This window comes from Chitinophaga rhizophila (assembly GCF_019492185.1).
GTDB lineage: Bacteria > Bacteroidota > Bacteroidia > Chitinophagales > Chitinophagaceae > Chitinophaga > Chitinophaga rhizophila.
Genome location: NZ_JAICCF010000004.1, coordinates 906,696 through 931,855, shown reverse-complemented (window position 1 = coordinate 931,855; position 25,160 = coordinate 906,696). Strand labels below are relative to the sequence as shown.

General features: G+C 45.4%; 17 protein-coding genes and 1 pseudogene. 12 read left to right on the top strand and 6 right to left on the bottom strand.

All coding sequences use genetic code 11. The features are described 5' to 3' along the window. Nucleotides 1–2 precede the first annotated feature (2 nt). Entirely contained in the window at nt 3–344 is a 342-nt protein-coding gene (locus K1Y79_RS23235) for a hypothetical protein (RefSeq protein WP_220252590.1), read from the bottom strand. A 287-nt stretch (nt 345–631) separates the two neighbouring features. Next, complete coding sequence (locus K1Y79_RS23230; RefSeq protein WP_220252589.1) at nt 632–1,930, bottom strand: hypothetical protein; 1,299 nt, start codon at nt 1,928–1,930, stop codon at nt 632–634. A 525-nt stretch (nt 1,931–2,455) separates the two neighbouring features. Between K1Y79_RS23230 and K1Y79_RS23225 the strand changes: the two genes are divergently transcribed. From K1Y79_RS23225 to K1Y79_RS29595, 7 genes and pseudogenes are all read left to right on the top strand, one after another. Beyond that, entirely contained in the window at nt 2,456–3,877 is a 1,422-nt protein-coding gene (locus tag K1Y79_RS23225) for a hypothetical protein (protein WP_220252588.1), read from the top strand. Between the two features lie 27 nt (nt 3,878–3,904). Continuing rightward, nucleotides 3,905–5,059 (top strand): hypothetical protein, encoded by a 1,155-nt coding sequence (locus K1Y79_RS23220; RefSeq protein WP_220252587.1) that lies wholly within the window; start codon nt 3,905–3,907, stop codon nt 5,057–5,059. Nucleotides 5,060–5,083: 24 nt separating this feature from the next. Further along, on the top strand, nt 5,084–8,335 hold the full coding sequence (locus tag K1Y79_RS23215) for a hypothetical protein (RefSeq protein ID WP_220252586.1): 3,252 nt from the start codon (nt 5,084–5,086) through the stop codon (nt 8,333–8,335). Between the two features lie 13 nt (nt 8,336–8,348). Then, nucleotides 8,349–15,515: a DUF6443 domain-containing protein gene (locus K1Y79_RS23210; RefSeq protein WP_220252585.1), complete on the top strand. Its 7,167-nt coding sequence runs from the start codon at nt 8,349–8,351 to the stop codon at nt 15,513–15,515. Nucleotides 15,516–15,522: 7 nt separating this feature from the next. Beyond that, nucleotides 15,523–15,828, top strand: a complete 306-nt coding sequence (locus tag K1Y79_RS23205) for a hypothetical protein (RefSeq protein WP_220252584.1) — start codon at nt 15,523–15,525, stop codon at nt 15,826–15,828. 111 nt (nt 15,829–15,939) lie between these two features. Next, nucleotides 15,940–16,236 carry a DUF4265 domain-containing protein gene (locus K1Y79_RS29600; protein ID WP_220252806.1) on the top strand — a complete coding sequence of 99 codons (297 nt, stop codon included), beginning with the start codon at nt 15,940–15,942 and terminating at the stop codon, nt 16,234–16,236. A 131-nt stretch (nt 16,237–16,367) separates the two neighbouring features. After that, a pseudogene (locus tag K1Y79_RS29595) lies at nt 16,368–16,699 on the top strand (DUF4265 domain-containing protein). A gap of 685 nt (nt 16,700–17,384) precedes the next feature. Here K1Y79_RS29595 and K1Y79_RS23185 read toward each other — a convergent pair. After that, nucleotides 17,385–18,026 carry a Pycsar system effector family protein gene (locus K1Y79_RS23185; RefSeq protein ID WP_220252581.1) on the bottom strand — a complete coding sequence of 214 codons (642 nt, stop codon included), beginning with the start codon at nt 18,024–18,026 and terminating at the stop codon, nt 17,385–17,387. Nucleotides 18,027–18,367: 341 nt separating this feature from the next. Here K1Y79_RS23185 and K1Y79_RS23180 point away from each other — a divergent pair, with 341 nt between their 5' ends. From K1Y79_RS23180 to K1Y79_RS23165, 4 genes are all read left to right on the top strand, one after another. After that, entirely contained in the window at nt 18,368–19,012 is a 645-nt protein-coding gene (locus K1Y79_RS23180) for a DUF6266 family protein (protein ID WP_220252580.1), read from the top strand. Nucleotides 19,013–19,157: 145 nt separating this feature from the next. Next, nucleotides 19,158–19,781, top strand: coding sequence for a DUF6266 family protein (locus K1Y79_RS23175; RefSeq protein ID WP_220252579.1), 624 nt, complete (start codon nt 19,158–19,160; stop codon nt 19,779–19,781). Between the two features lie 202 nt (nt 19,782–19,983). Further along, entirely contained in the window at nt 19,984–20,235 is a 252-nt protein-coding gene (locus K1Y79_RS23170) for a hypothetical protein (RefSeq protein WP_220252578.1), read from the top strand. After that, nucleotides 20,232–20,675 carry a hypothetical protein gene (locus tag K1Y79_RS23165; protein WP_220252577.1) on the top strand — a complete coding sequence of 148 codons (444 nt, stop codon included), beginning with the start codon at nt 20,232–20,234 and terminating at the stop codon, nt 20,673–20,675. Before K1Y79_RS23170 ends, K1Y79_RS23165 begins: the two co-directional genes overlap by 4 nt. An 11-nt stretch (nt 20,676–20,686) precedes the next feature. Here the strand turns inward: K1Y79_RS23165 and K1Y79_RS23160 are convergent, their stop codons facing one another. Continuing rightward, nucleotides 20,687–21,496, bottom strand: a complete 810-nt coding sequence (locus K1Y79_RS23160) for an adenylate/guanylate cyclase domain-containing protein (protein WP_220252576.1) — start codon at nt 21,494–21,496, stop codon at nt 20,687–20,689. 51 nt (nt 21,497–21,547) lie between these two features. Between K1Y79_RS23160 and K1Y79_RS23155 the strand changes: the two genes are divergently transcribed. Continuing rightward, nucleotides 21,548–21,847: a hypothetical protein gene (locus K1Y79_RS23155; protein ID WP_220252575.1), complete on the top strand. Its 300-nt coding sequence runs from the start codon at nt 21,548–21,550 to the stop codon at nt 21,845–21,847. Between the two features lie 429 nt (nt 21,848–22,276). On the opposite strand, the gene K1Y79_RS23150 is transcribed toward K1Y79_RS23155, so the two are convergent. Both K1Y79_RS23150 and K1Y79_RS23145 read right to left on the bottom strand, forming a co-directional pair. Then, the gene (locus K1Y79_RS23150; RefSeq protein ID WP_220252574.1) at nt 22,277–23,662 is read right to left on the bottom strand and encodes a hypothetical protein; all 1,386 of its coding nucleotides are present in this window, start codon (nt 23,660–23,662) and stop codon (nt 22,277–22,279) included. A 23-nt stretch (nt 23,663–23,685) separates the two neighbouring features. After that, nucleotides 23,686–24,966, bottom strand: coding sequence for a toll/interleukin-1 receptor domain-containing protein (locus tag K1Y79_RS23145; protein WP_220252573.1), 1,281 nt, complete (start codon nt 24,964–24,966; stop codon nt 23,686–23,688). Between the last annotated feature and the right edge of the window lie 194 nt (nt 24,967–25,160).

Here is a 25,160-nt window from a genome sequence, read left to right as displayed (position 1 = left end):
GCTTACATGGCCACCTTTTTCAACACCCGTACTATTCCTTTACTGTTGCAATAACTGAATAGGAAAGGGCCTTTGTCAGACAGATTCACCAATTGGTTCAACAAATTGAGTTTCAAATTCAACGCAAAATCCCCCACATAGCAAGTCCCTATAGCTTCATCATATTGTACATTGATGGCGTAAACCACACGGATTGTTGTTGCCAATTCTTTCACAGTATAACGTCTATCCACCCTGAATCCAGATTTTTTGGCTAGCAAAATACCAAGAATCTGGTAGGCATATTCCATTTGTGCAGGGCTTGGCTTTTTTTTCTTAAAATGGTCAATAGCTAACTTGTTCATATTGTTATATTATTTTAGGTATCGATTTCTCCAAATGAGACAGAGGGGGGAACGCATTCCCTCACGTTCCCCATATCATTTAAGTATGGTCCTCTGTCCCGGCCCTGTATGCATCTTACCTTTTGGGCCGTCCCTGACAATTAGCCACAATTCGCAGCTTGCTATTTAGCGTAGTATAAAAAGTTAATCAAGATTATTGAGCATTGGTCTTCCTAAAATAGGGAGCGCCTTTTGCGCTCCCCGGCAGAACTCCCCGGCTGCCTGCCAGGTATTCCACCTTTCCCTAGTCAAAAGTAAAATCGCGTGAAGATCTTCTGAAAAGCTGCTTTCAAATCAAGTGAATTTGTCTGTCTTCCATCGTACACGAACATGAAAATGATAGAAAAAAATATCATCAGTGTCGCTGGCATATGAAATAAGTGCGTTTGAGAGGCAGCAATCAAACCACTGATCAAAGTTGTTTTCATCATCACCACAAACTCGATCCGCCAATAATTTTTCACCTGCTGCAAAACGAGAATCAGGCCAAACATCAACATAAACATGCCCACAGTCCCTATCTCCGCGATTATCATTACATACTCATTACCGATCAATTGAGGATGTCGTTTGTTTACTGAAGCTACTTCACCGTTCTCGTTACAAAATGCAGCCTCCCAGTCAGGATAATGAATTGGGAACGTACCAATACCATAACCAAAATAGGGCTTTTCAATGATGCCTTGCATGACAATCTCGTTCTCCACTTTTGGTCCGCCCGAATGGATGATCAACGCGCCTGCGATAGTCAGCAGCCCTCCAAAAACAAACCTGCTGATTTTTGCTTCCTTGCGTATTACTTTCCTCGATAGCTTCATTATTCTTCTGACTAAAAACAAATGAATGAAGAATACCAATTGTAACAGAAAAAGCAGTACCTGGGTTTTGGTGGCAATCATGTACAGCAAAACACCAATCAATAGACTCACCGATATAAGGATGATCAGCAGCTTTGCACTATGTTCAACCAACTGCTGCCTATTCTTAAACCTAAACGTCCTTTCTATACATAAGGAAGAAAGAAATATTGGATAAGTGACTAAGAGATATCCGATAAATTCGTCTGTGCTATCCCAAAAACCGCTCACCACCACCTCCAGTTTATCGCTTCGCAAATCTGTGATCAATTGAACATATCCGAATACTATCTGCGCCAAAGCAATGATGTGAATAAACCAGAAGAAGTCCCTCAGGCCCCCACCTAGATAGAAATTGAACACATATGCCCCTATCATAGCGCAAAATGCAGCGATGAGCGTCTCATTATCCGGGTTGCAGATCGCCGGAAGGACAACAGGCATACAAAGGGCAACAATGATAAAGACCATTGAAATAAACTGGACTTTGTGAACACGTAGTCCTACATAGTGCAACTGCCACCAGGTAAACAAGCCGACGACGAGGTCGCAAAACAGCAATAGCGCAAATAAGCTACGCCTCTCCAACGAACCATATGAGGCTATTGGATAGCAAAAGATAAACAATGTGTACAGCAGGCAGCAGCATACCAATGCGCCTTTCTGTACTACAGGAAGTTCTTTCATCATCATTTAAGGTTATGGGTATAGCGATTCTACAGGCCGAAGTAAACCCGTAAAAGCCCCACAAATTTGTCTTTAGCAATAAAAAACCTCAGCTTTCTTTAGCAGACCAGATATAAAAAATTCAACTTACATGCGGCATCACCACATGAGGGTAAAACGTTGTCCCATATACGAAAATTTAATCTCTAATTCCCAGGCTGGCTGTGCTGAGAATTTGCGCCGAAGTTAGCCCAATTTGAAAATACAAAACCGTTAATACGAGGTTAACAAGATGGAAATTTTGATTCTTTACTTTTTGTATATTCTCAAAATCAGTTGCAGCAACAATCAAAATAAAAATTTAATTTCATTAACATCGCATTAACCCCTTTTTCAAAAAGCTGTATTACCTTCATCGCGTAAGAACTGCCTGACTTACAGTTTTAACAATTAAATCTCAATACCTGAAAGCAAAACACCCCACCTGTCTCCCTAGTCGATTCATATAGGTCAATCGATCAATTCCTAACATATTTCAATCTATAGCAAATGAAGCAATTTTACTTCATCTGGCTATGCATTGTGCCTGCCTTTGCAGTCAGCGCACAGGGCAAACTATCGCCCGGTGCCAATGATAGCCTGTTATCCCCATTACCTCGTAAGTACCTAAGCAGCATTGAACAGAAGTCTGCGAAAGTATCTGCGTGTATCAATGGCAGTACAGAAAAAACGCTGTCTGTATTACTGAAGCAACAAGAGCAACTGTACCGAAAGGTCCAGCGTATCAATCCCGCGCAGGCAGAGCGCATTTTTCGTAGCAATCTGGATAGCCTCACGGCACTCAAGCAAGCATTGAAGATGCGTAAACTTCAACTGCCAGCTGGGCTGAAGCCCTTCATCCCTTCGCTAGACACCATCAGCAGTTCGCTGAAGTTTCTTGAAGAAAACAAAGCCTTGCTGACGCAGGGCGGAAAGCAGCTTCAAGCTGCCATCGGAAGTGTGCATTCCCTACAACAATCCATCCAGGATGCCACACAGATCGAGCGCTATATCAGCGAGCAGAAAGAGGTTCTAAAAGCTCAGTTATCGCAGTTTGCAGGCCTTTCAGACGACCTGAAACCATTGAATAAAGAGGTGTATTATTACACGCAGCAGTTCAATGAGTACAAATCACTGATCGGTGACAAAAAGAAAGCTGAACGAAAAGCATTGGAGATCCTTTCAAAATCAAAGCCCTACCAGCAATTTCTGCAACGGCATTCACAGTTGGCCAGCTTATTTAGCATGCGGGACAGTAATGGCGAAGCACAGATCGATGGTTTGCAGACGCGCAGCGCGGTAGAAGAAACCATCAGGCGGCAAATGGGCAACAGCCCGCAGGCCAAGCAGGCGGTGTCGCAGCTGATGGATCAGGCGAAGCAACAATTTGACCAGTATAAGAACAAGCTCCCTGATCTGAACAGCAGTGCGGATATGCCAGATTTTAAGCCAAATCCGATGAAACGGAAAACATTCCTTCGTCGCCTGGAACTGGGTGGCAACTTGCAGTTCCGCAAGACCTCCCAACATTTTCCTTCCAATACTGAAGTCGCCCTACAAGCGGCCTATAAATTCAATCCCAAGAGCAGTGCCGGCCTTGGCCTGGCCTATACCTTCGGCATGGGAACAGGTTGGGAACATATCCGCTTTTCGCACCAGTCGGTTGGCATTCGTAGTTTTATAGACATGAAGCTGAAAGGTTCATTCTTCATCAATGGAGGTGCTGAAGCCAATTACATCAGCACCATCCGCAATGCTGAGGAGTTAAAGAGCTGGAACCGCTGGAAGCCCAGCATCTTGTTAGGTTTAAGCAAGAAGTACAAGATCAACGCCAAGCTGAAAGGCAATGTGCAGCTCCTGTACGACTTCATGGCCAAACAGCAGCAGCCCGTTCAAAACCCCATCATCATTCGCTTCGGCTACACCAAATAACATCCCCATCAACAAATAAACAATACAATGAAAACGAGAGTAATGCTTACAGCACTCACACTGAGTGCAGGTCTTTCCTATGGCCAAAACACATTCCCTGCCTCTGGAAACGTGGGTATCAACACCAGCACACCAACCTTCAATCTCGATGTGAATGGCACCTTCAATGCCAATTACATCTCGGTAGGCAAAAGCCTCAGGTTTATTCCGGGTTACACGACCATTGAACGTGGTGGTTACAATACGACCTTACCTGGATACCGCACGGGTAGAAAACTGCACATTGATGAGCAATTTGAAACAGGGACCAACAACATCACCGTTTATAACAACAGTGCCAATGGCGCGGTAACGCATTCGCGCATTACGCAAGCCAACCTGCCCAACGGCTCTGGCTATTGCATAGAGGTCAGTCATACGGGTGCTGCCTCACCCGGCTTAGGCGGCTTTCAGCAACCCATCGCATTTGCGTCCAACAAAACTTTTGTACAGGTATTTCGGGCGAAGCTGCCCATTGGTTATTCCTTCCAACATGGCTCCAACTCCGTAGGTACCGGCGGTAACCGGGTCTGGCTCACCAATAATGAGGGTACGGGTAGATGGGAAGACTACGCCGTTGAAATTGCTTGTGGATCTAGCGGAACTTTTTCCAATGGTGGCTACATCTACGTGAGCGGCACGGCAGCTACAGCAGAGAATCCGCTCATCTGGCAGCTGGCTACCTGTTCTTCTTACGATATGAGTGACTACAGCGAGGCTACCATATTGAATCAGCAGGCTGCTGATCAACCTGGAAACCTGCGCATCACCGGCAATGGCTTTCTAGGCGGTAATGTGGGCATCGGCACATCCGACACCAAGGGTTATAAACTAGCGGTAAATGGTGATGCGGTTTTTACCAAGGCTGTTGTGAAGCTCTTTGGCAATTGGCCGGATTATGTATTTGGCAGCGACTATCAATTGCCATCATTAGCTGAACTACAGGCCTATATTCAGAAGGAGCGTCACCTGCCGCACATTCCCGCCGCTTCAGAAGTAGCAGCCAGTGGCATCAACCTGGGTGAAACGCAAAAAGCCCTGGTTAAAACGCTGGAGGAACAGGCCCTGTACATCCTGCAATTGAACGCGGAGATAGAAGTGCTGAAGAAAGCCGTGGCGGAACTGAAGGCAGCACGTCCTTAATGTTAAACCCCAAAACATGTTACGATGAAAATGCTTCAATATTGGCTGGCGGGAATGCTGGGCATCTTTGCCCGGCAAAGCTACACGCAAACCAACAATAGCCTGCTACCTAAAACCATCAGCGCCGGGCCAAACACCACCCAATTCCAAAAGTTTACCACCTTTGAAGTGGCCTATCATACCGGTGTGCCAGATATTAGTATCCCTGTCAAAACCATCAAATCCGGTGACTTGGAAATGCCCCTTAGCTTCAGCTATCATGCCGGGGGCAATAAGCTGAACGAAGTGCCTGGTTGGGTAGGCATGGGCTGGGATTTTAAATGTACTTATAAGATAACCCGTGCCATCGTGGGCAACCGTGCCGATGAAACCAGTACGGGTTACCTGCGTCAATTCCTGCCACCTAGTCTAAACTCGGCTGTCGATTCGCAACTGTTGTTGATTGATGATATTGCTAAAGGCACTTTCGATGCCGAACCAGATATCTTCAGTTATGAAGTTCCAGGCCAATCGGGTCGGTTTTTCTTTGACCGCAGCAACAACATGCAGCCTGCGACCATCCCTTTTGCTCCGGTCAGGATCAATAAATATTTCGATCCGCTTACCAACAAATTATGGTTCAGCATTGTCAATGCCGAAGGCGTCACCTGCATCTTTGGCGACAACTATCGGGAGGTAAGCAGTGGTAGCAATGGTGGGGTCAGCTTCGAGAATACGACAGCCTGGATTTTGGAAAAAATGATCTCGCCAGATAAGCGCGACACCATCTATTTTAACTATACGATGCAGAGTTCCATAGCCCAGGAAGATATAGCAGAAACATGGGTCATTGACGACAATGTGGACAATAAAGGGGTGATCATGACACCAGGTGAACCTAGCCGCAATCCTTACTCAGCAAATCCGCAGAAATCTTTTACCAGCAGCGGGCATTCCTCTGTCACTACCGAATATTTATTGAGCGAGGTTTTGTTCAAAAATGGCAAGATGGTCATCAGCCCATCTTCAGCTGGCCGTAGAGACTTTAGGCCTGGTGGAACGCACAGCGCCAAATCGCTGTCCAGTATCAAATTTTACAACAGGAATCCCGGCACGGGCGCTTATCAATTGCAGGAGAGTTACCAGCTCTATCAGAGTTACTTCATGAAAGGTAACGATTCTTCATCGCGAAGGTTAAGACTGGACTCTGTGCAGGTCAGAGATAAAAACGAGCAAAGGGTGTATAGCTATAAAATGCAGTACGACCCACAGATGCTGCCTGCACGCAATGAAAAGAGTAAAGACCTGTGGGGATATTTCAATGGGAGGAGCAACAGCAGCCTAATCCCGCAAATGCTCTTAAATTACCAGCCCGGCGTAGGCGGAAGTGGCAGCCAGATCACCGTGGGCAGTGACAATCCGGTCGGCAGAGAAGTGGATTCAGTAAAAGCCCAGGCATCTGTGTTGAAACGGCTGTATCTGCCTACAGGCGGGTATAACGATTACGAATACGAATCCAATCGTTACCTGGAAAATGGGGCAATGAAACTCGCGGGTGGCTTGAGGATCAAAAGCATCAAGGCCTATGACCCCATTGGCAATACGCGCCTGACCCGCTTTTACAAATACGGTAAGAACGAAAATGGCGCTGGCACCAAAAACTTTCAACTGAACAATTCCTATTTCATCGCCTACCGCAACCATCGATATTTTCAGCCGACTTCGTTTGACTTTCCGGTTATCGCTACGAAAACATCCCGTACCATCACAGCCAATCCAAGTACCGATATTGTGGGTTGGGACGGCGCTATAGTCGTCTACACCGAGGTCACGGAATACATCGACAGCTTAGGCGCTTCTGGCAAGACCGTAGTGGTATTTGATGATATCGCAGATCCGTTGGTTGCGGCATCTTACGCCAAACCAGTAAAGACCAGCTACTTTTTCAAACGAGGCAAACCACTCAGCAAAACGATCTATAAACGCGTAGGCAACAGCTATGTGTTGAAAGAAGCGGAGCAATTGTACTATCAGGCATTTGATGAGAAAATCTACCAAAATGCCGGTATAGTCGCTACCAAGACGGTGACCAACGAAGGAGCGATAGATGATGGTGGACCCATTCTGCAGGGCAGTCTGCTGCTCAATCATGATGTTAATTCCTACAGAGTTGCGTACTACTCCATCCTTTCCGGTGATAACCTGCTGACCAGTAAAGTAAACCTGAGCTATGACGATGGCGATGCCAATAGGTACTATCGTACCGTGGAGGCCTACGAATACAACAATCAGAAACACATGCAGGTTACCCGGACTTACCAGATCAGCAGCGAGGGTGATACCCTGTTTCAGACTAAAAAGTATGCGGCAGATTATCTGTCTGGCAGTAGTACCGGCAATGCTGCATTGGACAGCATGTTGTCCCGCAACATGCAAACGGAGGTCATCGAAACGGCAGCATACCGTGTAGACAAAGGCACTACCCTGAAGAAGTACACTGGGGCCGATCTAACGACGTATAAACTGGTCAACGGCAATAAAGACATCGTAAAAAATGCGGAGAAGCGTCTGGCGATCGACCGACCGGTTACCAATTTTACGGCTTCTGCTATAGCCGGTGGTAACCTAATCAGCGACAGCCGTTACCAGGATCAGACGGTATACAACAATTACAGTACCACTGGGGCATTGACCCAGTATACCGAAAAGAAGGCCGGGCCGACTGCCCAGCTTTGGGATCATGCAGACGATGAGATCGTGGCTATCGCTGTCAACGCCAACCTTTCAGAGATGGCTTACACATCCTTTGAAACGGGCAGCAAAGGCAATTTCAGTTATACCGGTGCCACCACCGCAGATGCCAGCGCGCCTACTGGCGAAAGGGCTTACCACTTGGGCCAGACCAGCGGTAACATCACCTTCCCGGCACTCAGTGCCTCACAGGTCTACCGGATATCCTATTGGACCAAGAATAGCAATCCTTACACCCTCAATGGCACCCAAAGCGGCTACCCGCTCAAAGGCCAGAGCTTTGGACAATGGACGTATTACGAACATAAAGTAACTGGCATCGCCAGCCTCACGCTTTCCGGTACTGGTTGGATTGATGAGTTGCGCTTGTGTCCATTCGGTTCCCGCATGGGTATCCGCTCGGTCGTTCCTGGTATCGGCGTTACTGCGACCGCAGATGATGCTGGTAACCTGATGCGCTACGAATACGATCTTTTCAACAGGTTCAAGCTGGTCAGGGAGTTCAACAACATTCTGAAGACCATCGAGTACCAGTACAAAAAATAATTAACGCCTTTCTATGAACAAGATATACCGCTGGCTCTTGCTGCTTATCGTGGCCATCCAGTTCATCATCCAGCCCGGCTATGCCGCACCGCCTGCATCCGGATTTAACTTTCCTTTTCCGTTGACCAGCCATATCGGTATGCGTGCGGTCAGCATAGAAGGCCCTACCTGCATATTGCCTGGTTTTCCGGTGTCCTTTTATTCATCTGGCACCTACATCACCGATGCTTCGCAATGGTGTGTCAACGGAGGCGAAATACAGGGCAGCAGCAGTAGTTGCAAAAGTGGTACCCCGGTGCAGAACATCATCGTGACCTACACATTGGATGCCAGTTCTACACAGATCTCCCTTACCGTGAACGGTGGTTCGTATACTACGTTTTCGCCTGTGGTGCTTAATAGCGATCAGATCAACGTTGGTGGCACACAACAGATCGTGCAGGGCAGCACAGCTGCTGCCTTGGCACCTATTGAAACCGCACCTGAATGCTCCGGTTTTACCTATCAGTGGCAGCGCAGGATTTCCAGTGGCAGCTGGACCGACATCGCTGGCGCTACCGGCGCATCCTACAGCCCCGGTGCCGTAACCGAGACTACAGAATACCGCAGGGAGGTATCCGCCAATGGCAACTCCTTATTATCTGATCCAGTCACGGTACAAGTTACCGCAGCGTTGGATGCGGGCGACATCAGCAGTCCTGTGAGTGGTTCTATCGCCTACAATGCCAGCCCTGGTACCCTCATCTCAGTTTCCGCTGCAAGTGGCGGTACAGGTGGCGCTTACGCTTATCTATGGCAGAAAAGCAGCAATGGAAGTTCCTGGACAGACATCAGCGGTGCCAATGCTGAAACCTACAATCCAGGGTCTTTGACGGCCACGACTTATTACCGCCGCAAGGTAAGCAGAGGTTCAGAAACTAAGTTGAGTAACGCCATTACCATCAGTGTTTTCGCTCAGTTTACATTAGGCAATATCAATAGTCCCGTTTCCTCCGCGATCAACAACGGGGTGAATCCGGGAACGATCAACGGATCTGCAGCAGCTGGTGGCGGGTGTAACGGAGCCTACACCTATCAATGGCAATCCTCTGTCAATGATGGCACTTACACCAATATTAGCGGAGCCACTACTCAGAACTACAATCCGGGTACCATGACCGCTTCGCGGTACTTTCGGTTGGCCGTGGGCTGCGGCAGCGAAAACAAAACCACCAACGCTATCTATATCCAGGTATACCCGGCCATCAATCCGGGTATCATCAACGGCAATCAGACCATTGACTACAATGACGTTCCGAGCCAACTTACCGGTAGTGTCGCCACAGGTGGAAATGGTACGGTGGGGTATCAGTGGCAATCCTCTGCTGACAACATCAGCTTCAACAGTATTTTCGGTGCGACCAGCATCAATTATAGCCCATCGGCATTGACGGCAACTACCTACTACCGCAGGGTTGCCAGCAGCAACGGGGCAAGCGCGAACAGCAATGTGCTCACCGTTACGGTGAATGGCGCGATCACCTCCGGGGGTAACATCACGCCAGCTACCAAAACAGTCAACTACAATACTTCTCCGGGGCAACTGAGTTGCACGCTTCCCACTGGCGGTGGGCCATACGCTTACCAATGGCAATCCTCCGACAATGGCACCAGCTGGACGGACATTTCCGGCGCTGTTTCACAGAACTATACGCCCGGCAACCTGACCAGCAAGAAATACTACCGGAGAGAAGTAACCAGCGGGGGCAGTACCAGCTATAGCAATACGGCAGTCATCAGCGTCTATACCCAATTGGTAGCGGGCAGTATTACACCTGCATCGGCTACAATTCCTTACAACTCCGTTGTGCCTACCTTAACGGCCAATCCTTCGGGTGGTAATGGTACCTATAGCTATCAATGGCAAACATCGCTCAATAACACTACCTGGAGCAACTATCCCGGTATTGCTAAACAGGATCTGGATTATGATACAAGTTTGACGGTAAGTACTTACTTCCGGGTCATCGTCAGCAGTAACGGTGTCAACGCGACCAGCTCAAGTGCACTTGTTACGGTGCAGCCGCGTCTAAATCCGGGCATTGTAACGCCCAAGAACCCAGGCATCAACTTCAATACGACACCAGGAACACTGAGCGTATCGCCTTCAGGTGGCACGGGCAGCTACAGCTATCAGTGGCAGACTACTAATGAAACGGGCGATTGGATCAATGTCGGGACTTCCTCTTCCGGCTATACGCCCGGCAACCTGACCAACGATACGTATTTCCGTTGCCTGGTTACCAGTGGTAGTGTGACTGCCTATAGTCAGCAAAGTCTGGTGACTGTTTACGATGTACTCAAAGCGGGTACCTTAATGCCACTGGTCCAAACGGTCATGCCGAATACTGCAACAACACCCATCAGTGCCAACCCTTCCACGGGCGGCAGTGGCATTTATGTTCATCTCTGGCAAAAATCCAGCAATGGTACCAGCTGGACGGATGTAGCAGGGAGTAATACGCTGACTTACAATCCAGGAGAATTAAGCGCCAATACTTACTATCGCCTGAAAGTAAGCAGCAATGGTGTAACGGTTTACTCCGCGCCTGCGTTGGTTCAGGTACAGTTGAACGGTGGACAGATCGGCGTGACGGCTGCGTCTGTAAGTGCGGGGGGTAGCGTTACGCTCAACAATGTCTCGGCAGCCTCTAACGGTTCTTGTGGTGGCAGTTATACCTATACCTGGCAGAAGTCCTTCAACGAAATCGACTGGACAGATTTTCCTTCTGCTACGGTATCGAATATCACAGTCCCTACCTATTACCGCAGAAAAGTAAGTTGTGGATCAGAGGTGACGTATTCTAATACGGTGTTGGTGCGCATTTCCAATGCTACGGCAAGTATCCCCGATACGGTAACGATGGTGAGTGCCACGCAGCAAGTGGCGACTATTCCTGCATACGGCAGTGGGGCCAGTGCTACCAATATGAATTACATCCGCGAAAGAAGCATTTCTAAGGCGGGTATTACGACAGAAGTAGCGGCAGCAGCTTTGAGCAGTCCGAATGATGTGCAGCAGGAAACAGACTACTACGATGGCTTGGGTCGTGATTTTCAAACGGTGAAACGGCAGGCTACCGCTGGTGGTAAAGATCTGGTAAGCCTGCACTTTTATGATCCATACGATCGTGAGCCATTGAGTTTTGAGCGCTATGGAGCCAGTAGCAGCGATGGCAATTTCAAACTTGATCCCGCAACTGCACAACCGGCCTTTTACCATACGCTGTACGCTGGCAAAGAAAATTACTTCTACAGCCGCAACATCTACGAAAACTCCACGGACCGGGAAGTACTGGAAATCAGGCGTCCGGGTAAATCATGGGAAGGTAATGCGCGAAGCAAACGTATGTTGGTCCGCACCAACCGCGCAACTGAGGGCATACGCATCTGGAAAATTGGCTACAACGAAACCGACCGACCTACCAGTACAGCGGCTTACGCGGTAGGTTCATTGCTCGTAACGGAAACCTCGGATGAAGCGCACAATAAGATCATCAGATACAAGGATAAGAGCGGGCGACTGGTCATGATGAAATCGCAGGCCGCAGACCAGATTACCGAAGATCATGCCGGATGGCTTTGCACCTATTATGTATATGATGAAATGGACAAGCTGCGTTGCATTATACCACCCAAAGCAGTCAGCGCTATTAAAAATACCTGGGTGTTGGACGCTGGGACACACACCGAGCTTTGCTTCAGCAGCTACTTTGATGATAACGGTAATGAGATCGTAGACCGTACTCCGGGAGGGAAGGTCGTGGAGCATATTTACGACAGCCGGGAAAGATTGACATTCTCCAGGGACAACCTTCAGAGACACAAGTCCCGCTGGGCATTTGTCATGTATGATGACTTGAACCGCCAGATCGTCAATGGTTATTACAGCTCTGCCAGTGCCAGGTCTGCACTTCAAACACAGCTGGACAATGGTGCGGCGGGGACACAGACAATCAGCCATACTTATCAGGATGTCAATCTTGTGTTGGAGCAGCATAGCGGTATAACATTGTACCAGGCTACATCGAGCATTACGTTCTTACCGGGCTTTGATTCGGATAACGATACGTTTGTAGCGGAGATTAGCGCCGCTGCTTCAGGCGAAACGGTTTTGATCAAACCCAACAATTTCTTAAGCGGAATATCCGCAGGGCAATTGCGTCCGGAAGTCTATTATTACTACGATGATTACAAATTCCCTGGTGCGCAGCCTGCTGTTGCCGCCGACCTGTCCAAACCTCTGGCCTTGAGTAATGTCAATGCGGATGTACATACAGTATTCGCCCCAATTACTACCAGCCTGGTTACAGGGGTACGCAGCAGGGTTATAGGGACTGATCAATGGCTCACGACTACCAGTTATTATAATCCACGGGAAAAAATAAGCCAGGTCATCGAGCAAAACATCAGTGGAGCCAGCACCACCAGTACGATGCTGTACAATTTTGCCGGACAGCTACTGAGCAAGTACGTGTATCATAAGAATGGGAATGGCAATCAATATTTGCCAGCCTTGTACCTCAACCACCTCAACACAGCAGGGCAAACCGATTCAGTGAAGATCTGGCTGAACAATGACAGCAAATTACAGCGGCTGATTGCCCATAGCAGCTATAACGAACTTGGTCAGCTGAACCTTAAAAAGCTAGGTGCAACTGGAAGCAATACGCAGCTGGAAAAACTGGCCTACAATTATACCTTAAGCGGCGAAATTGAAGGCATCAATGCTGACTATGTAAATACCATAGGGAGTACCGCAAACTGGTTCGGTCAGTTGAGCAACTACGATAAGGGCTTTTCCGGAAAGGAATACAATGGCCTGATGAGTGGTACCAAGTGGAAAAGCCGAAGTGCCAATATCGCACGTTCCCTGGCCTTTAGCTATGATAATTCTGACCGGCTTGTACGTTCTAGCTTTAACCAACAAAATGATGGTGGAAGTACTTGGCTGGCCAACAAGGCTGATTTCAGTTCAGCGTTTACCTATGATGATAACGGTAACCAGCTATGGCAGGTCCACAAGGGACTGGATGGCCCTGTGCTAAAAACCATCGACAGTCTGGAATATGGCTACTTCGCCAATTCAAACAAGCTCAATTATGTAAAGGATCATAAAAATGAACCGGCCAGCAAACGTGGCGATTTTAAAGAAACGACCAATGATACCTCACGCGATTACTGGTACGATCCAAATTTCAACATCTCTCGCGATCAGAACAGAGGAATAGATAGCATCAGGTACAATGACCTAAACCTACCAGAATATGTTTCGGTAACCGGGAAAGGAATCATTGCGTATACCTATAACGCAATTGGTAAGAAACTGCGAAAAACAGTGACGGACAACACCGTAAGTCCGGCCAGGAAAACAGTGACCGACTACATCAATGGCTATGTGTATGTCAATGATACGCTCAAAGAGATTAGCCATGAAGAAGGGCGTATCCGTGCAGAGTGGAAAGGCACAACACAGTCCTTTGTTTTTGACTATTTCGCGAAGGACTACCAGGGTAACACCCGAGTGGTGCTGACGACGCAATCCGATACCAGCCGGTACATGGCCACGATGGAATATCGCTACACAGCTACGGAGAACATTCTGTTCAGCAACATCGATCTGACCCGCTCGGCCAAGCCAAGCGGATATCCAGCCGATGCTACTACCAATCCGAATACCTCCGTGGCCAAGTTGAATGCGCAGAACGGCCAAAAAATCGGACCTTCTATTGTACTGCGTGTAATGGCTGGTGATACCCTTCAGGCAGGGGTAAAGGCCTTTTACAAAAGCGGGGGTTCTACCAGTTACGCCGCCCCAGCAACGGATATGGTAACGGCACTGCTTTCATCATTCAGTGCAAATGGTGTGGTTGATGGTATCCACAAAGGGTCAGGAGTCGGAAGCCCCATCACCAGTATGAACGGCAGCCTGTATAATCAGGTCAAGAACAATGACCCTGCTCAGAACCTTTCCGACCGTCCAAAGGCTTACCTGACTTATGCCGCATTTGATGACCAGTTTAACCTGGTTAATGAAAACTCTGCGGTAAGGCAGGTCCAAAATTCACCCGACATATTGCAGACGCTTGCCACTGGGGAAATCGTGATCAAAAAGACTGGATTTATTTATATTTATGTCAATAACGAGAATGGGCAGGATGTATACTTCGACAACCTGTCGGTCATCCATACCAGCGGTCCGCTCCTGGAAGAAAACCATCACTATCCCTACGGGCAGGCGATGGCAGGAATCAGCGCCCGTGCGTTGAAAGGCACCCAATACAGGTTCAACAAACGCTGGTTCAATGGTAACGAACTGCAATCGGAGGAATTTGATGATGGTTCAGGTCTGGAGCTTTACGATTTCAATGCGAGGACCTACGATGCACAGCTGGGCAGGTTCTTACAAATAGACCCCGAAACCAAAGAACAGGAAAATTTCAATCCCTATCATTTCGGATTCAATAATCCTGTTAAATTTGCTGACCCGGATGGGAGAAAGCCGGTACCTGGATTTGCTATATTTGCCCCTGCGCTCGCTGAAGCAGCGCTTGCGCTAGGAGCCGCGACCGGATTGACTGCTGTAATTGTACAGGGTATTGATAAGCTGAAGCACGTTGATTGGCGGGGTTTGGCAAGTGAAATTGGTGGCGGAGCCGGTACTTCAGGAGTTCCCTTTACGCATAAACTGCCGGGAGCTACGCAGGTTTCAGATATTCAAGCACGGTATGCTAATAAGCCAGTGTCCCAAGGCCAGCAGAACCAAGGAAACTCGACAAAGAGTGCCAATAAGAGTGCAAGCACCTCTGGCAGCGCAGGCAATAAACAACCTACAAAAAAAGGCGACTATTCGCATTTAAAAGAGCCAAAAAAAGTCGGAGCAGGATTAGAAACGACCAGATCACAGCGGAAACGTATACTTGAAGAAAATAAAAGACAAAACGATGGGAAATTAGTTAGTGATGAAAGTGGTAAGACATTAAACCCTCCTTCAAAGGCGGAGAAAGGAAAGCCTGCCGATCCCAATCAAGCAGAAGTTGATCATATTGATCCAAAATCTAAAGGCGGCACAAATAGCAATTCCAACTTAAGAGTTATATCTAAGGAAGAAAATCAAAAAAAATACAATAAATCTAATTGATACACTCATGAAACAGTTTGAAGAAGATTTACTGAATGCGGTAATTACAACTAGATTTGTTTTACTGGAAAAGGAACCGATCCTGAACGTAGCACATCATGAAGATGATGGTGCATGGGAATTTACCGGTCCAACTCAAGCGGTGGAAGATTCTGATTACAAAGTTATCGCTTTAGGAGAAGTGATAGCATTTGATGAAACAATCTTAGACGTTGCAGACTTGCCCTTAGGATACAAAGCTTTTCGACCAAGTCCGGATGATCCTTGGACGAGATACCCAATCCCGCCGGAAACGTCAGATACTAACAGTTAACATTTTAATAGTATAAAGCACCTCTATGGAGGGGTTTTATACTTGATTTGTATTTAATCGCAACTTAACTCATTTGGAGACACCAGATTCAACTTACCACATCCAGAATATCTGTCCGAAGATTTTATAGCCTATTCAGGGAATGGCACTGTAAGAATAGCAATTGCAGACGATGCCTTTCGTAAGAATGTGTCAAATCAACTGATTGATTTAGGTTGCGAAACGGAAGGACTACCCGCAAAAAATACTCTTACAGTGAATATTCCAAAATCTGTGAACTATAGGTCAATTAAAGCATTTTTAAAATCGCCAAATCGTGATCAACTAGATATGGAAGAGAACCAAGTATATGGATCGGTTCTCTTCTATGATTCACAAGAAAAAATCCTATTCAATTCGAATAACTAGTGGTGAATAGCAAAATAAAAATAGCGGTAATCGAAACCATTGATGAAGGAAAGAATTCAGAGCATATTGAAATTGAACATTTATGGGCTACAAAAACAGAAAATGGGGACTATATAGTCGAAAATATTCCTATGGTCGCTCAAAGACTTTCACTCGGAGATACCCTAAAGGCGGAATATAATAATGAGGACAGCACTTTCTATGCAGTGGGTTATGTAGCTGTATCGGGCAATACAACGTAAGAATTTATATGATTGATAAAACTATCATGGATACAACCATACACGATCTTGAAAAGTTAGGTTGTGGATTGGAAACAATTCGGGAACGACATATTATCGGAGTGAACATCCCCAAAGAAATGGATTACATTCCGGTAAGGAAATATTTGCAAGCGGGCTGTTCAGCTAATAAGTGGGATTACGAAGAATCTTGCCTATGTCACACCTATGATGTGGCATAGCATTGTTTTAGGATCAAAGTAGGAAAGAAAAGTTAGTGTATGAAGAGACAACAAGCCACATTAGGCGCGATAGTGAGCATACCCTTACCGTGCGGTAAAGTAGGTTTTTTACTGCTATTCAGTTTCAGCACTGATGACTAACTTCATACCAGCAACGCACCGCAACCTAAAGCACACCGATTTGGCTTTCGTTCATGACATTAAAAAGGGGAGTACCTGGTTACAGGTGCTCCCTATTTTTCGAATATATGTATTGAGTAAATATGGTTTTTGTTATTATCGTTCCCTAACGCTTTGTTAAAATTTCCCTAGATCCCATTTAAAGCAAATTAACTCCTAAAAGCGCAATCGCCCCGCAGCCCGAACTCCTAACTTTATATCACACCTCCACAGTTAGAAACTTGCCTTTTTTCATAATATCAGGGAGCAGCGCAAGCCGCTCCCTTTTGTTTATAAATATTCGTATTACACATACAAATCCAATCTGTCACGATTGCGATCAATTAGTAAATTTGCCGTCACACACGTTTCTAACTCTTTTCCTTTCTTAATCGAAGCCCTGTCATGACTCAGGTCCTGATCATCTGCGGACGGAACATACAATGTCTTCGCATACTGAAATTCCGTACTGAAAATATCAGAGACATCTGAAGCAACATCTGCAAGTAGTGTCTTGGTATCCATATTAAATCAGTATTTTATGAACATACATAATTACCATAATCACCAGGGATACCAGGCTTACCAGGAAAGCATATATAGAATAACCTGTAAAATTGTACTTATTTGTAGCAACTTTTGATAACGACCAGATCTGTCCTGTCAGGTGTTTTAAATATTTTTCCTCGTCATCGAGAATAGGTTTTGCTTTGGCATGGTAGGCTGGTGCATCCGCGTTATTCTCATAAATGTGTTTGAAATACAATATCGAATCGCCTGGTGTTTTCAGCCTGGGCCGAACAGCCAAAAATGCGGAGATTATCGAAGCCAGGGACGAAAGGGCAAACAACCAGACAACACAGTGAATGCCCTGGCTGCCTTTGACTGCCGTAAACACATCCTTCGCGTTTGTGTAAATGATGGTAAACAAGACGCCGTAAGTCGTAAGTATCAAACCAGCCTTTGAGTCTGAAAACCTTACCCATTCTACATTATTCTGAAGTATGAGCCAGTATCGTTCTCCATGGTCTGCCGTTTGGACTGGATTCTGCGGAGTTGTGCCTGGGGGTGTGGTGGATGCCTGAGTATTAACGGGTATCGAGGCATTGGGATTGCTATTCGGGGCGGGTGTCCCTGTGGAACCCGGCCCTGGTACGGGGGTAGTCATCTCTTAGAAACGATTAATTTAGAGTTAAAAATAATATAGATACGAATATAAGTCATTTTGGAGATGCCGCCCGGCACTTACGACATCCGGAATATCTTCCGCGTGGCAACGATTCGAACATTGAATATCCATTGATCGCCCCCTTTGATCGTTCATGAACGATCAACCTACGACCAACCTACGGTTAAGTATCATAACAGAATTTATTAACTCTTTCACGTTATTGGGCTATTTACGTCATTCCAGCGCAGGCCGGAATCTCTTGCTCTAGCACGGTTCAAGAGATCCCTCGTACCTCTGGATGACGGAGGCCCGACGCGAAAAACAAAACCCTTATTATCATGGGAAAGTATTTTAAAGGCATTTTAGGCCCATTTGCGGGCCTTGTAGGCACCGTTGTAGGTGCTACATGGAAAGGGCTATGGGTAATGCGCAGTAGGCCCGTATCCACTGGCAAAGCACCCACCGAGGCGCAGATGATCCAGCGCTCCAGGTTTGCTTTAATGAGCCAGTTTTTGAGTCCGGTTACAGAGTTGATACGAATCGGCTATCAGGCCTACAATCAGGAGCAATCGCCGTACAAGGTGGCATTTAAGCAAAACATTGATGAGGCCATCACTGGAGTGTATCCTTTGCTGACGATCAACTATGCGCAACTGAGCATCGCAAAAGGGCGCTTACTAGCCGTCCATTCTGATGTGGAGGTGGCAGGAACGACCGCAGGCCAGCTGGACATCACCTGGACAAACAATGCTCCGGTAGATAGTACCAATGGCAGCGACAGAATTTACCTCCTAGCCTATAATCCAGGTCTGCAAAAGTATGTCATGGTAAAAAGTGCAGCAGCACGGTCTGCGGCGCAATATGACATGGCTGTACCGCTGGACTGGTCGGGAAATATGGTACATGTATGGCTGTTCTTTGTCACGGTAAATGGCAAGTTGGTATCTGACAGTGTACATATGGGCCCTGTACCGGTCGTATAATTATGCATCATGTTCCCTCTCTCCGCAATGGGGAGAGATGCCCAGCGGGCAGAGAGGTGTCGAGAATCTGTCTTCCCCTCTCTGGCTTTCAGCCATCTCTCCCCGGAAGGGCGAGAGGAAATCGAAACCATTAAACTTTACAATTATGGCCAGGTTTAAAAACGGGCCTTGGGGTGGCCTCTTTGGCGCTATTGGGCCTGTCGAAGCATATATGCTTAATGGGCAGCTGATCCTTCGCTCCAAACGCTCGAAATCAGCAAAGCTGCCATCGGAAAAGCAGTTGGCTTGTCGCCTGAAACTCAAGATGATTAGTGAAGTTCTGGGTACGATGACTGATTTTCTACGGATTGGATTTGCACCCGCCAGCAGTGGCGCAGATATTAACGCTTATAATGCCGCTGTAGCAAGCAACATCCAGCATGCAATTAGTGGCACCTACCAAGATTATCAGGTAAGTTATGCAAACCTGCAAGTAGCACGTGGTTCGATCAGTAATACCGAAGTATCTGCTACGGTAAACCGTGAAGGTAGTCAGTTAATATATAGCTGGACTGATGAGCATAGCCATCCCCGTAGCACTGACCATGCCATGTTGCTGGCTTATTGCCCGGAAATTCGTCAGGCGGCATTCAACCTTTGTGGAAATAAGCGGAAGGTTGGGCATAGCATCCTAACCTTGCCTGAATATTGGGCTGGACAGCAGCTACACTGTTATTTAGCATTTCGTGAGGCATCAGGAAGCAACAGTTCCAATAGCATGTATGTCTAGTCAATCCTCACCATTAAGCATGAAAGGCTATAACGGAGTCGCGCTCCGTTATAGACCTTTTGACGAAATGATAAGGAAGGTCAGTAATACGTTAGATTACATTATACAAAACATGACGTTTAAATTTATCTGTAACTTGTTTTTACCCTCCTGTATTTTAAGCTGCGGAGGGAACTTATTTTTGTGTCTGAAAATGATAATTATGTTTGATAAAGTATTAGCCAATAGCATCCTGCGGTTCATGATAGACAAGCGAAGTGCGGTGGATGCTGGTATTGCACAGGGACTGAATGAAGATCAGCAACGCGTTGCCTACCATTTAGAGATGATCGCTGACAAACACCCGCAAAACTTCAAGACAGAACCTTTCAGCGATGGTCGTACTCGCTTCATTTCAAGTAACCCTCAGTATTGCAAGGACCTATTGGATAACGGAGGATTCCTGGAAGCATGAAATACCACAAGATTGCGAACAAGATTGCCGAGTTCATGCTAGATAGGGATTCTACGATCACCACTTTTGACCTGGCTGCGAAAATCGGGGAGGAAAGGGATCACGTTCAACTGACGTGTCAACAAATGTCTGAGTTGAAACCAGGCTGGTATGTTTTCGTCCTTTCCCTGTATAATAAAGAACAAGGAGAATTTTACTTCAAACGAGCACAGAACCGCTTGAAGGTTCAGGCGTTTTTAGAAGATGGCGGGTTTGTAAAAGAGCAGAAAAAAATAGAACAGGCGGAACGACTGGAGATACGGAGCAAACGGGCCTCCATATTTCAACCTACCGTTGCAAATATAATTGCCGCTGTTACGCTGATCATTTTGATCTTTGGCAGTTGGAAGGCTGTTGTCGATTTCATTAAAAGCGTCATTCACGATGTAGCGACCAAGTGAATGAATAATTATCAACAGGTTATCCGCAGTAGATCTTCCATGTAAACGATTTTAGGCTCTTCCTTTACGCCGTTTAGTTTGGGTACAGTTTTCACGCTGAAGCTCCAGGGCATCCCTCGTTCATCCATATATTTGTTGCCTTCGCCTATTCCTGTCCATCTATAATCCCGGCTTTTAATCATTTCATCATAACAGATACGCACGGGGCCGCTTTGGTAAAAATTGATCGCATTGTCAACGGATACACTTTCTAGTCTGAAAAGCTCGGTCAGCGGCTGGCCAATTATCGTGTACTCATTGTAAAACGTGCTCTTGTTTTTGAAGTATTTGATCTTGCCATTATGAAAGGCAACCTTGCTAACATAGTCGCTTTGCCGGGTATTGAAAATAATTTGCTTCGCACAATTGTTGGCCTGTTCAAAGCACTGGGTGGGGGACGCATTTATGAATGGCTGGCCGAAAACAGCGATAATGCCATCGCCCATGATTTTGTCAATTTCACCCCCGTACTTATAGATGATTGGGATGATTAGGCCATAGTATCGATCAAAGTATCTTCCAATGCTGTCTCCAGGCCAGTCTTTAGACATTATGGAGAAGTTACAAACGTCTATGAACAGCAATGAAACATTTGTTTCCGCCCCACTTAAAAAGTACTTTTCATAGTCACCTTGTATGTTCTGAAAGGCACGGGTATCGAACGCTTTTTCAAAGTAGTCCTTTCGGGTTAGTTGACCGTATTCTATGGAATTGTCAGCATCTGTTCGGAACTTGTAATCGTATTTCAGGCGCATTTGCCTGATCATTTCCAGATTTGCCATATTTATTGATTGTTGCGCTAAGATCGAAGCTGTAACATAACTAATTTTCAAATGATTTCAATACTTTTAGATGAAACGTACATTATGATACAAGATGCAAAAACACGTATCTTGAATGCTTTCCGAAAGAATGGAAATCATGGGCAATTGCCTGCCAAAGCTGGAGATTTACTGGCTATCGGCATGGTGAACTACGCAATTGGCCCTGAATTAAGAAGCTACCGAGATGACGCCTTGCAGGAGTTGGTAGATGAAGGAATTTTAATAAAAGCTGACGGAAATTCAGCCACTACAGCTTCAGGTTCAGTTGAAGGATATCGAATTACTGAATTAGGAGTCCGTATGCTCTAAACTGTGCCTTGTGCAGTTACTGATTAATATAATATGCCTGAAACATGAAAGCATGGTTGCGAAACATGCAAACAGAAAATAATGCCGCTCTGAGTCAGTGCGGCATTATTATTAATTGAAAGCGTAGTAGGTAGATATTTTGTAATTGGCGCAGACCGTCTGACCATACTGGCTTACAATCCACTGAAGCAGGCATACGTAAAGCAGATCAGTGCCGCCCGTTCGGCGGACTTGAAGGCTTCATATGCTGATTCTGAAGTTAAGTGCAAAATGCCATCTTCTAGACTGCCCAGCCCTGCCCTTTATTCTCACGATGGCAGCAGAAGGTGTGTACAAAGATGCAATGTCCTCCAACAAGAGTATGGATGAATTTATCATGCAAATCACCTATTATGTGGATTCAGCTGCGAATATGGATTAGCAAGACATTTATTTTACAAATCTTCTCGTCGCTCTAATGAAGTTATATATACAGAATGATGATATTATTCTCATTACAAAATCGAAAATTAGCCCCCCGTTTACATCTTGATTGTCATACCGCCGTAACGGATTTATAAAATTGAGCCAATGAGCAACGGTAGTAGAAATATTTCCAAGACTGAAATTAAATCCTAATTTCAATGGAGGGATTTTGTTGAACGCAACCATTAAAACAAAAAGAGGCACGCCTGTCACCAAAATAGTAACAAGCGGTGCTGCAAAACTTTGTCCGTAGTTGCTGGTAATTTTGCTTAGAAGCAATATTATTGAAGTCTGACGGTGCTTTTTCCATCGTTCAAATTTGGAGTTATAGGGCGGCTTCATTTCCCGGCGCTTGGCTTTCAGGTAAAAACGGTACGCGTCCAATTCAACCCCGTGAAACTTGTGCTCCATTACCGAATCGCCCTGTTTGCTGTAGGCATATTTTAGCTGCCTGAAGGTTTCTTTATTATCTAACAAGATAGATTCAAGTGTATTTTCATATACGTTGAAAAAACTATCCGGCCATGTAACGTTTACAAACGTACACTCCACCAGATAAGAAGATTTTATTGATAGGGCATACACACTACGTAGGTTCACATTCACAATGTCCATTTTGCCTAAATTGGAGTTAGTAATTTCTAAGCCTGGCGAGAGTCGTGCGCTTGCGATCAGATCAAAAATTCTTATTTTCCCATTGCAATAAAGATTTTCGAACTTAATTTTACTGAAGAACATTTCCTTCATTAGCAATTCAGTGTCTTTATTAACAGTACCTGTTAATTTAAGATTTCTGATGCTATAACCTTCAATTCTTACATTACCTGTTATCAGTTTGAAATCAATTGAAAGGTTGTCAATGCTCCTCAATGGATCTGGATACTCACCCGGATTATAAATTGAAAGATCAGTATAATTTCCTTTCTCAATTTTAACTTCAGCAGCATCACAAGCAATGTGCAGCTTCTCAAACTTTCCACTTTCCACTATAAGCACACCTTCAATCTCACCCCCCAAGAATTGCACTTCTTTTTTAAATTCTCCGCTTTCAAAAGTCACATCCTTTTTAAAAGTACAATTGATAAACTTTATATCCCTTTTAATAACAGTGTCACTATTAAACCGCACATTATCAGTAAACTCACATCCCTCAAAGGTAATGTTTGGATTGTGGCCGATACCTACACCGTAATCGACGATCGTTAGCCGAAACAATACCTTCTTGCGCTTGATATGAAGATCACCTGGCCCATTTGGGAAATATTCGGGAGCGAACTTACCTCGATTAACGAATAGCTGGTTGTAGGATTCTATTGATAGATCGTTAAGTTGATCAGTTTGAATAGTCATTTAGATAGATATTGGGATAAATTTTATTGAAACATGTGGGGCGTACCTAGCGGATACTTTTCACCGAAGTTCATCGCGTTTCTATATGTAGCAAATAGCGTGTTTACAGGAAATTCTTTTGCATAAGAGCCAAACTCTGAATGAACCGTTATGGTGAGATTCGTACCTATAATACGTGGCAAATGCTGACTCATAATCTTAATTTTCATAAAGTCACTTTCAACACTTTGATTGTTAAATAGCTTATTATCAACACTTTTCTTTATTACCAGATAACCATCAACATTGGGCAAGTTATATAGTTCAGGCATCAATTCTTTTCTGATTTTAATCTCATAACCAAAACCCTTAATGGATTGGCCAGAAATATTCTTGAAAGATGCCTGCACATCGAACTCAACAAAATTATATAAGCCACCAGATGAACTACTATTTCCCTGACGAATATTCGTGGTTTCAATTGCAATTGCTTCTTCTGCATTCTTCTCAATTGGCAATGCATCAACACGATGAACGGGTAACACTGGAGGCTTGCCTGTCACTGGAGAAAACACATATTGCTCCTGATCTGTTAATTTTCTAATTAGTACATCCCACCACCCATCTGACGACAGATTAACCACGTCATATCCTTGCAATGCCAGAGGGACCAGATCATTACCTCTGCCATCAAATGAAACCAAAATATACTTTTTGGGATTTTTTTCCATATCATTGATAACGATACGAAACTCAGTTCCCACGCCACCTGTAAAAGCGTCAGCTTTATCTTTATACTTTGGAGAGAGAAAAACCAGTACTTTATCATACTGCATGCCTTTTACCATCATTTCTTTAAAATTGATGGCAGTCTGTTGCTGGCTTAGCATTTTATCCATTTGTGCGTCCAATCCATTCTTGCGCAATGTTTCTACTAGCTCCATCACTTTCCTCTCATGGACCAGGTCTCCCCATGCATAAGAAGCAAATACTTTAGGAATGACAATTGACAGTTCATCTGCCTTTATTACCTGGTGATTCCCGTTAAGTCCTTCACTATTTGCTTCCGTGACTTTCTTATAAATGCCACCATAGCCGCCGCCTTCCAGAAACATTTCTGTTTCCAGTATATAACGAACCGAGGTATTTTCTTCAAACGCCTCCACGTGTCCGTCTTTTATGATTTTGCTCAACAGTCGCGCAGCTTCGTCAACAGGTATTGTCTGTTGAAATACTACCTTATGAATAACGTTAACGTTTACAAATGCATCCTTATGCTCAACAAGGAATGCTAATATTTTATTTAGTTTCTCATTGATTGTCATTACGCGCTCGTATTAAAATATTGATTATCAATTTTTATAGCTGCCGACAACACAAACCCGAAAAGTAAATATAAATTAATTTCAGCTATCTAACTCGATCACACGAAAGCTGGTTAGGAGATCCGGAGTATTATTTACATGGACCAAAGATGCGCAGTGTGCTTGCGGTCCGATCGGGCAATGTTACTTGCTTA

Bases quoted from the DNA above. Each gene is read 5' to 3' on its own strand.
- K1Y79_RS23235 (WP_220252590.1), bottom strand. From the start codon at position 344: ATGAACAAGTTAGCTATTGACCATTTTAAGAAAAAAAAGCCAAGCCCT.
- K1Y79_RS23230 (WP_220252589.1), bottom strand. From the start codon at position 1,930: ATGATGAAAGAACTTCCTGTAGTACAGAAAGGCGCATTGGTATGCTGC.
- K1Y79_RS23225 (WP_220252588.1), top strand. From the start codon at position 2,456: ATGAAGCAATTTTACTTCATCTGGCTATGCATTGTGCCTGCCTTTGCA.
- K1Y79_RS23220 (WP_220252587.1), top strand. From the start codon at position 3,905: ATGAAAACGAGAGTAATGCTTACAGCACTCACACTGAGTGCAGGTCTT.
- K1Y79_RS23215 (WP_220252586.1), top strand. From the start codon at position 5,084: ATGAAAATGCTTCAATATTGGCTGGCGGGAATGCTGGGCATCTTTGCC.
- K1Y79_RS23210 (WP_220252585.1), top strand. From the start codon at position 8,349: ATGAACAAGATATACCGCTGGCTCTTGCTGCTTATCGTGGCCATCCAG.
- K1Y79_RS23205 (WP_220252584.1), top strand. From the start codon at position 15,523: ATGAAACAGTTTGAAGAAGATTTACTGAATGCGGTAATTACAACTAGA.
- K1Y79_RS23185 (WP_220252581.1), bottom strand. From the start codon at position 18,026: ATGACTACCCCCGTACCAGGGCCGGGTTCCACAGGGACACCCGCCCCG.
- K1Y79_RS23180 (WP_220252580.1), top strand. From the start codon at position 18,368: ATGGGAAAGTATTTTAAAGGCATTTTAGGCCCATTTGCGGGCCTTGTA.
- K1Y79_RS23175 (WP_220252579.1), top strand. From the start codon at position 19,158: ATGGCCAGGTTTAAAAACGGGCCTTGGGGTGGCCTCTTTGGCGCTATT.
- K1Y79_RS23170 (WP_220252578.1), top strand. From the start codon at position 19,984: ATGTTTGATAAAGTATTAGCCAATAGCATCCTGCGGTTCATGATAGAC.
- K1Y79_RS23165 (WP_220252577.1), top strand. From the start codon at position 20,232: ATGAAATACCACAAGATTGCGAACAAGATTGCCGAGTTCATGCTAGAT.
- K1Y79_RS23160 (WP_220252576.1), bottom strand. From the start codon at position 21,496: ATGGCAAATCTGGAAATGATCAGGCAAATGCGCCTGAAATACGATTAC.
- K1Y79_RS23155 (WP_220252575.1), top strand. From the start codon at position 21,548: ATGATTTCAATACTTTTAGATGAAACGTACATTATGATACAAGATGCA.
- K1Y79_RS23150 (WP_220252574.1), bottom strand. From the start codon at position 23,662: ATGACTATTCAAACTGATCAACTTAACGATCTATCAATAGAATCCTAC.
- K1Y79_RS23145 (WP_220252573.1), bottom strand. From the start codon at position 24,966: ATGACAATCAATGAGAAACTAAATAAAATATTAGCATTCCTTGTTGAG.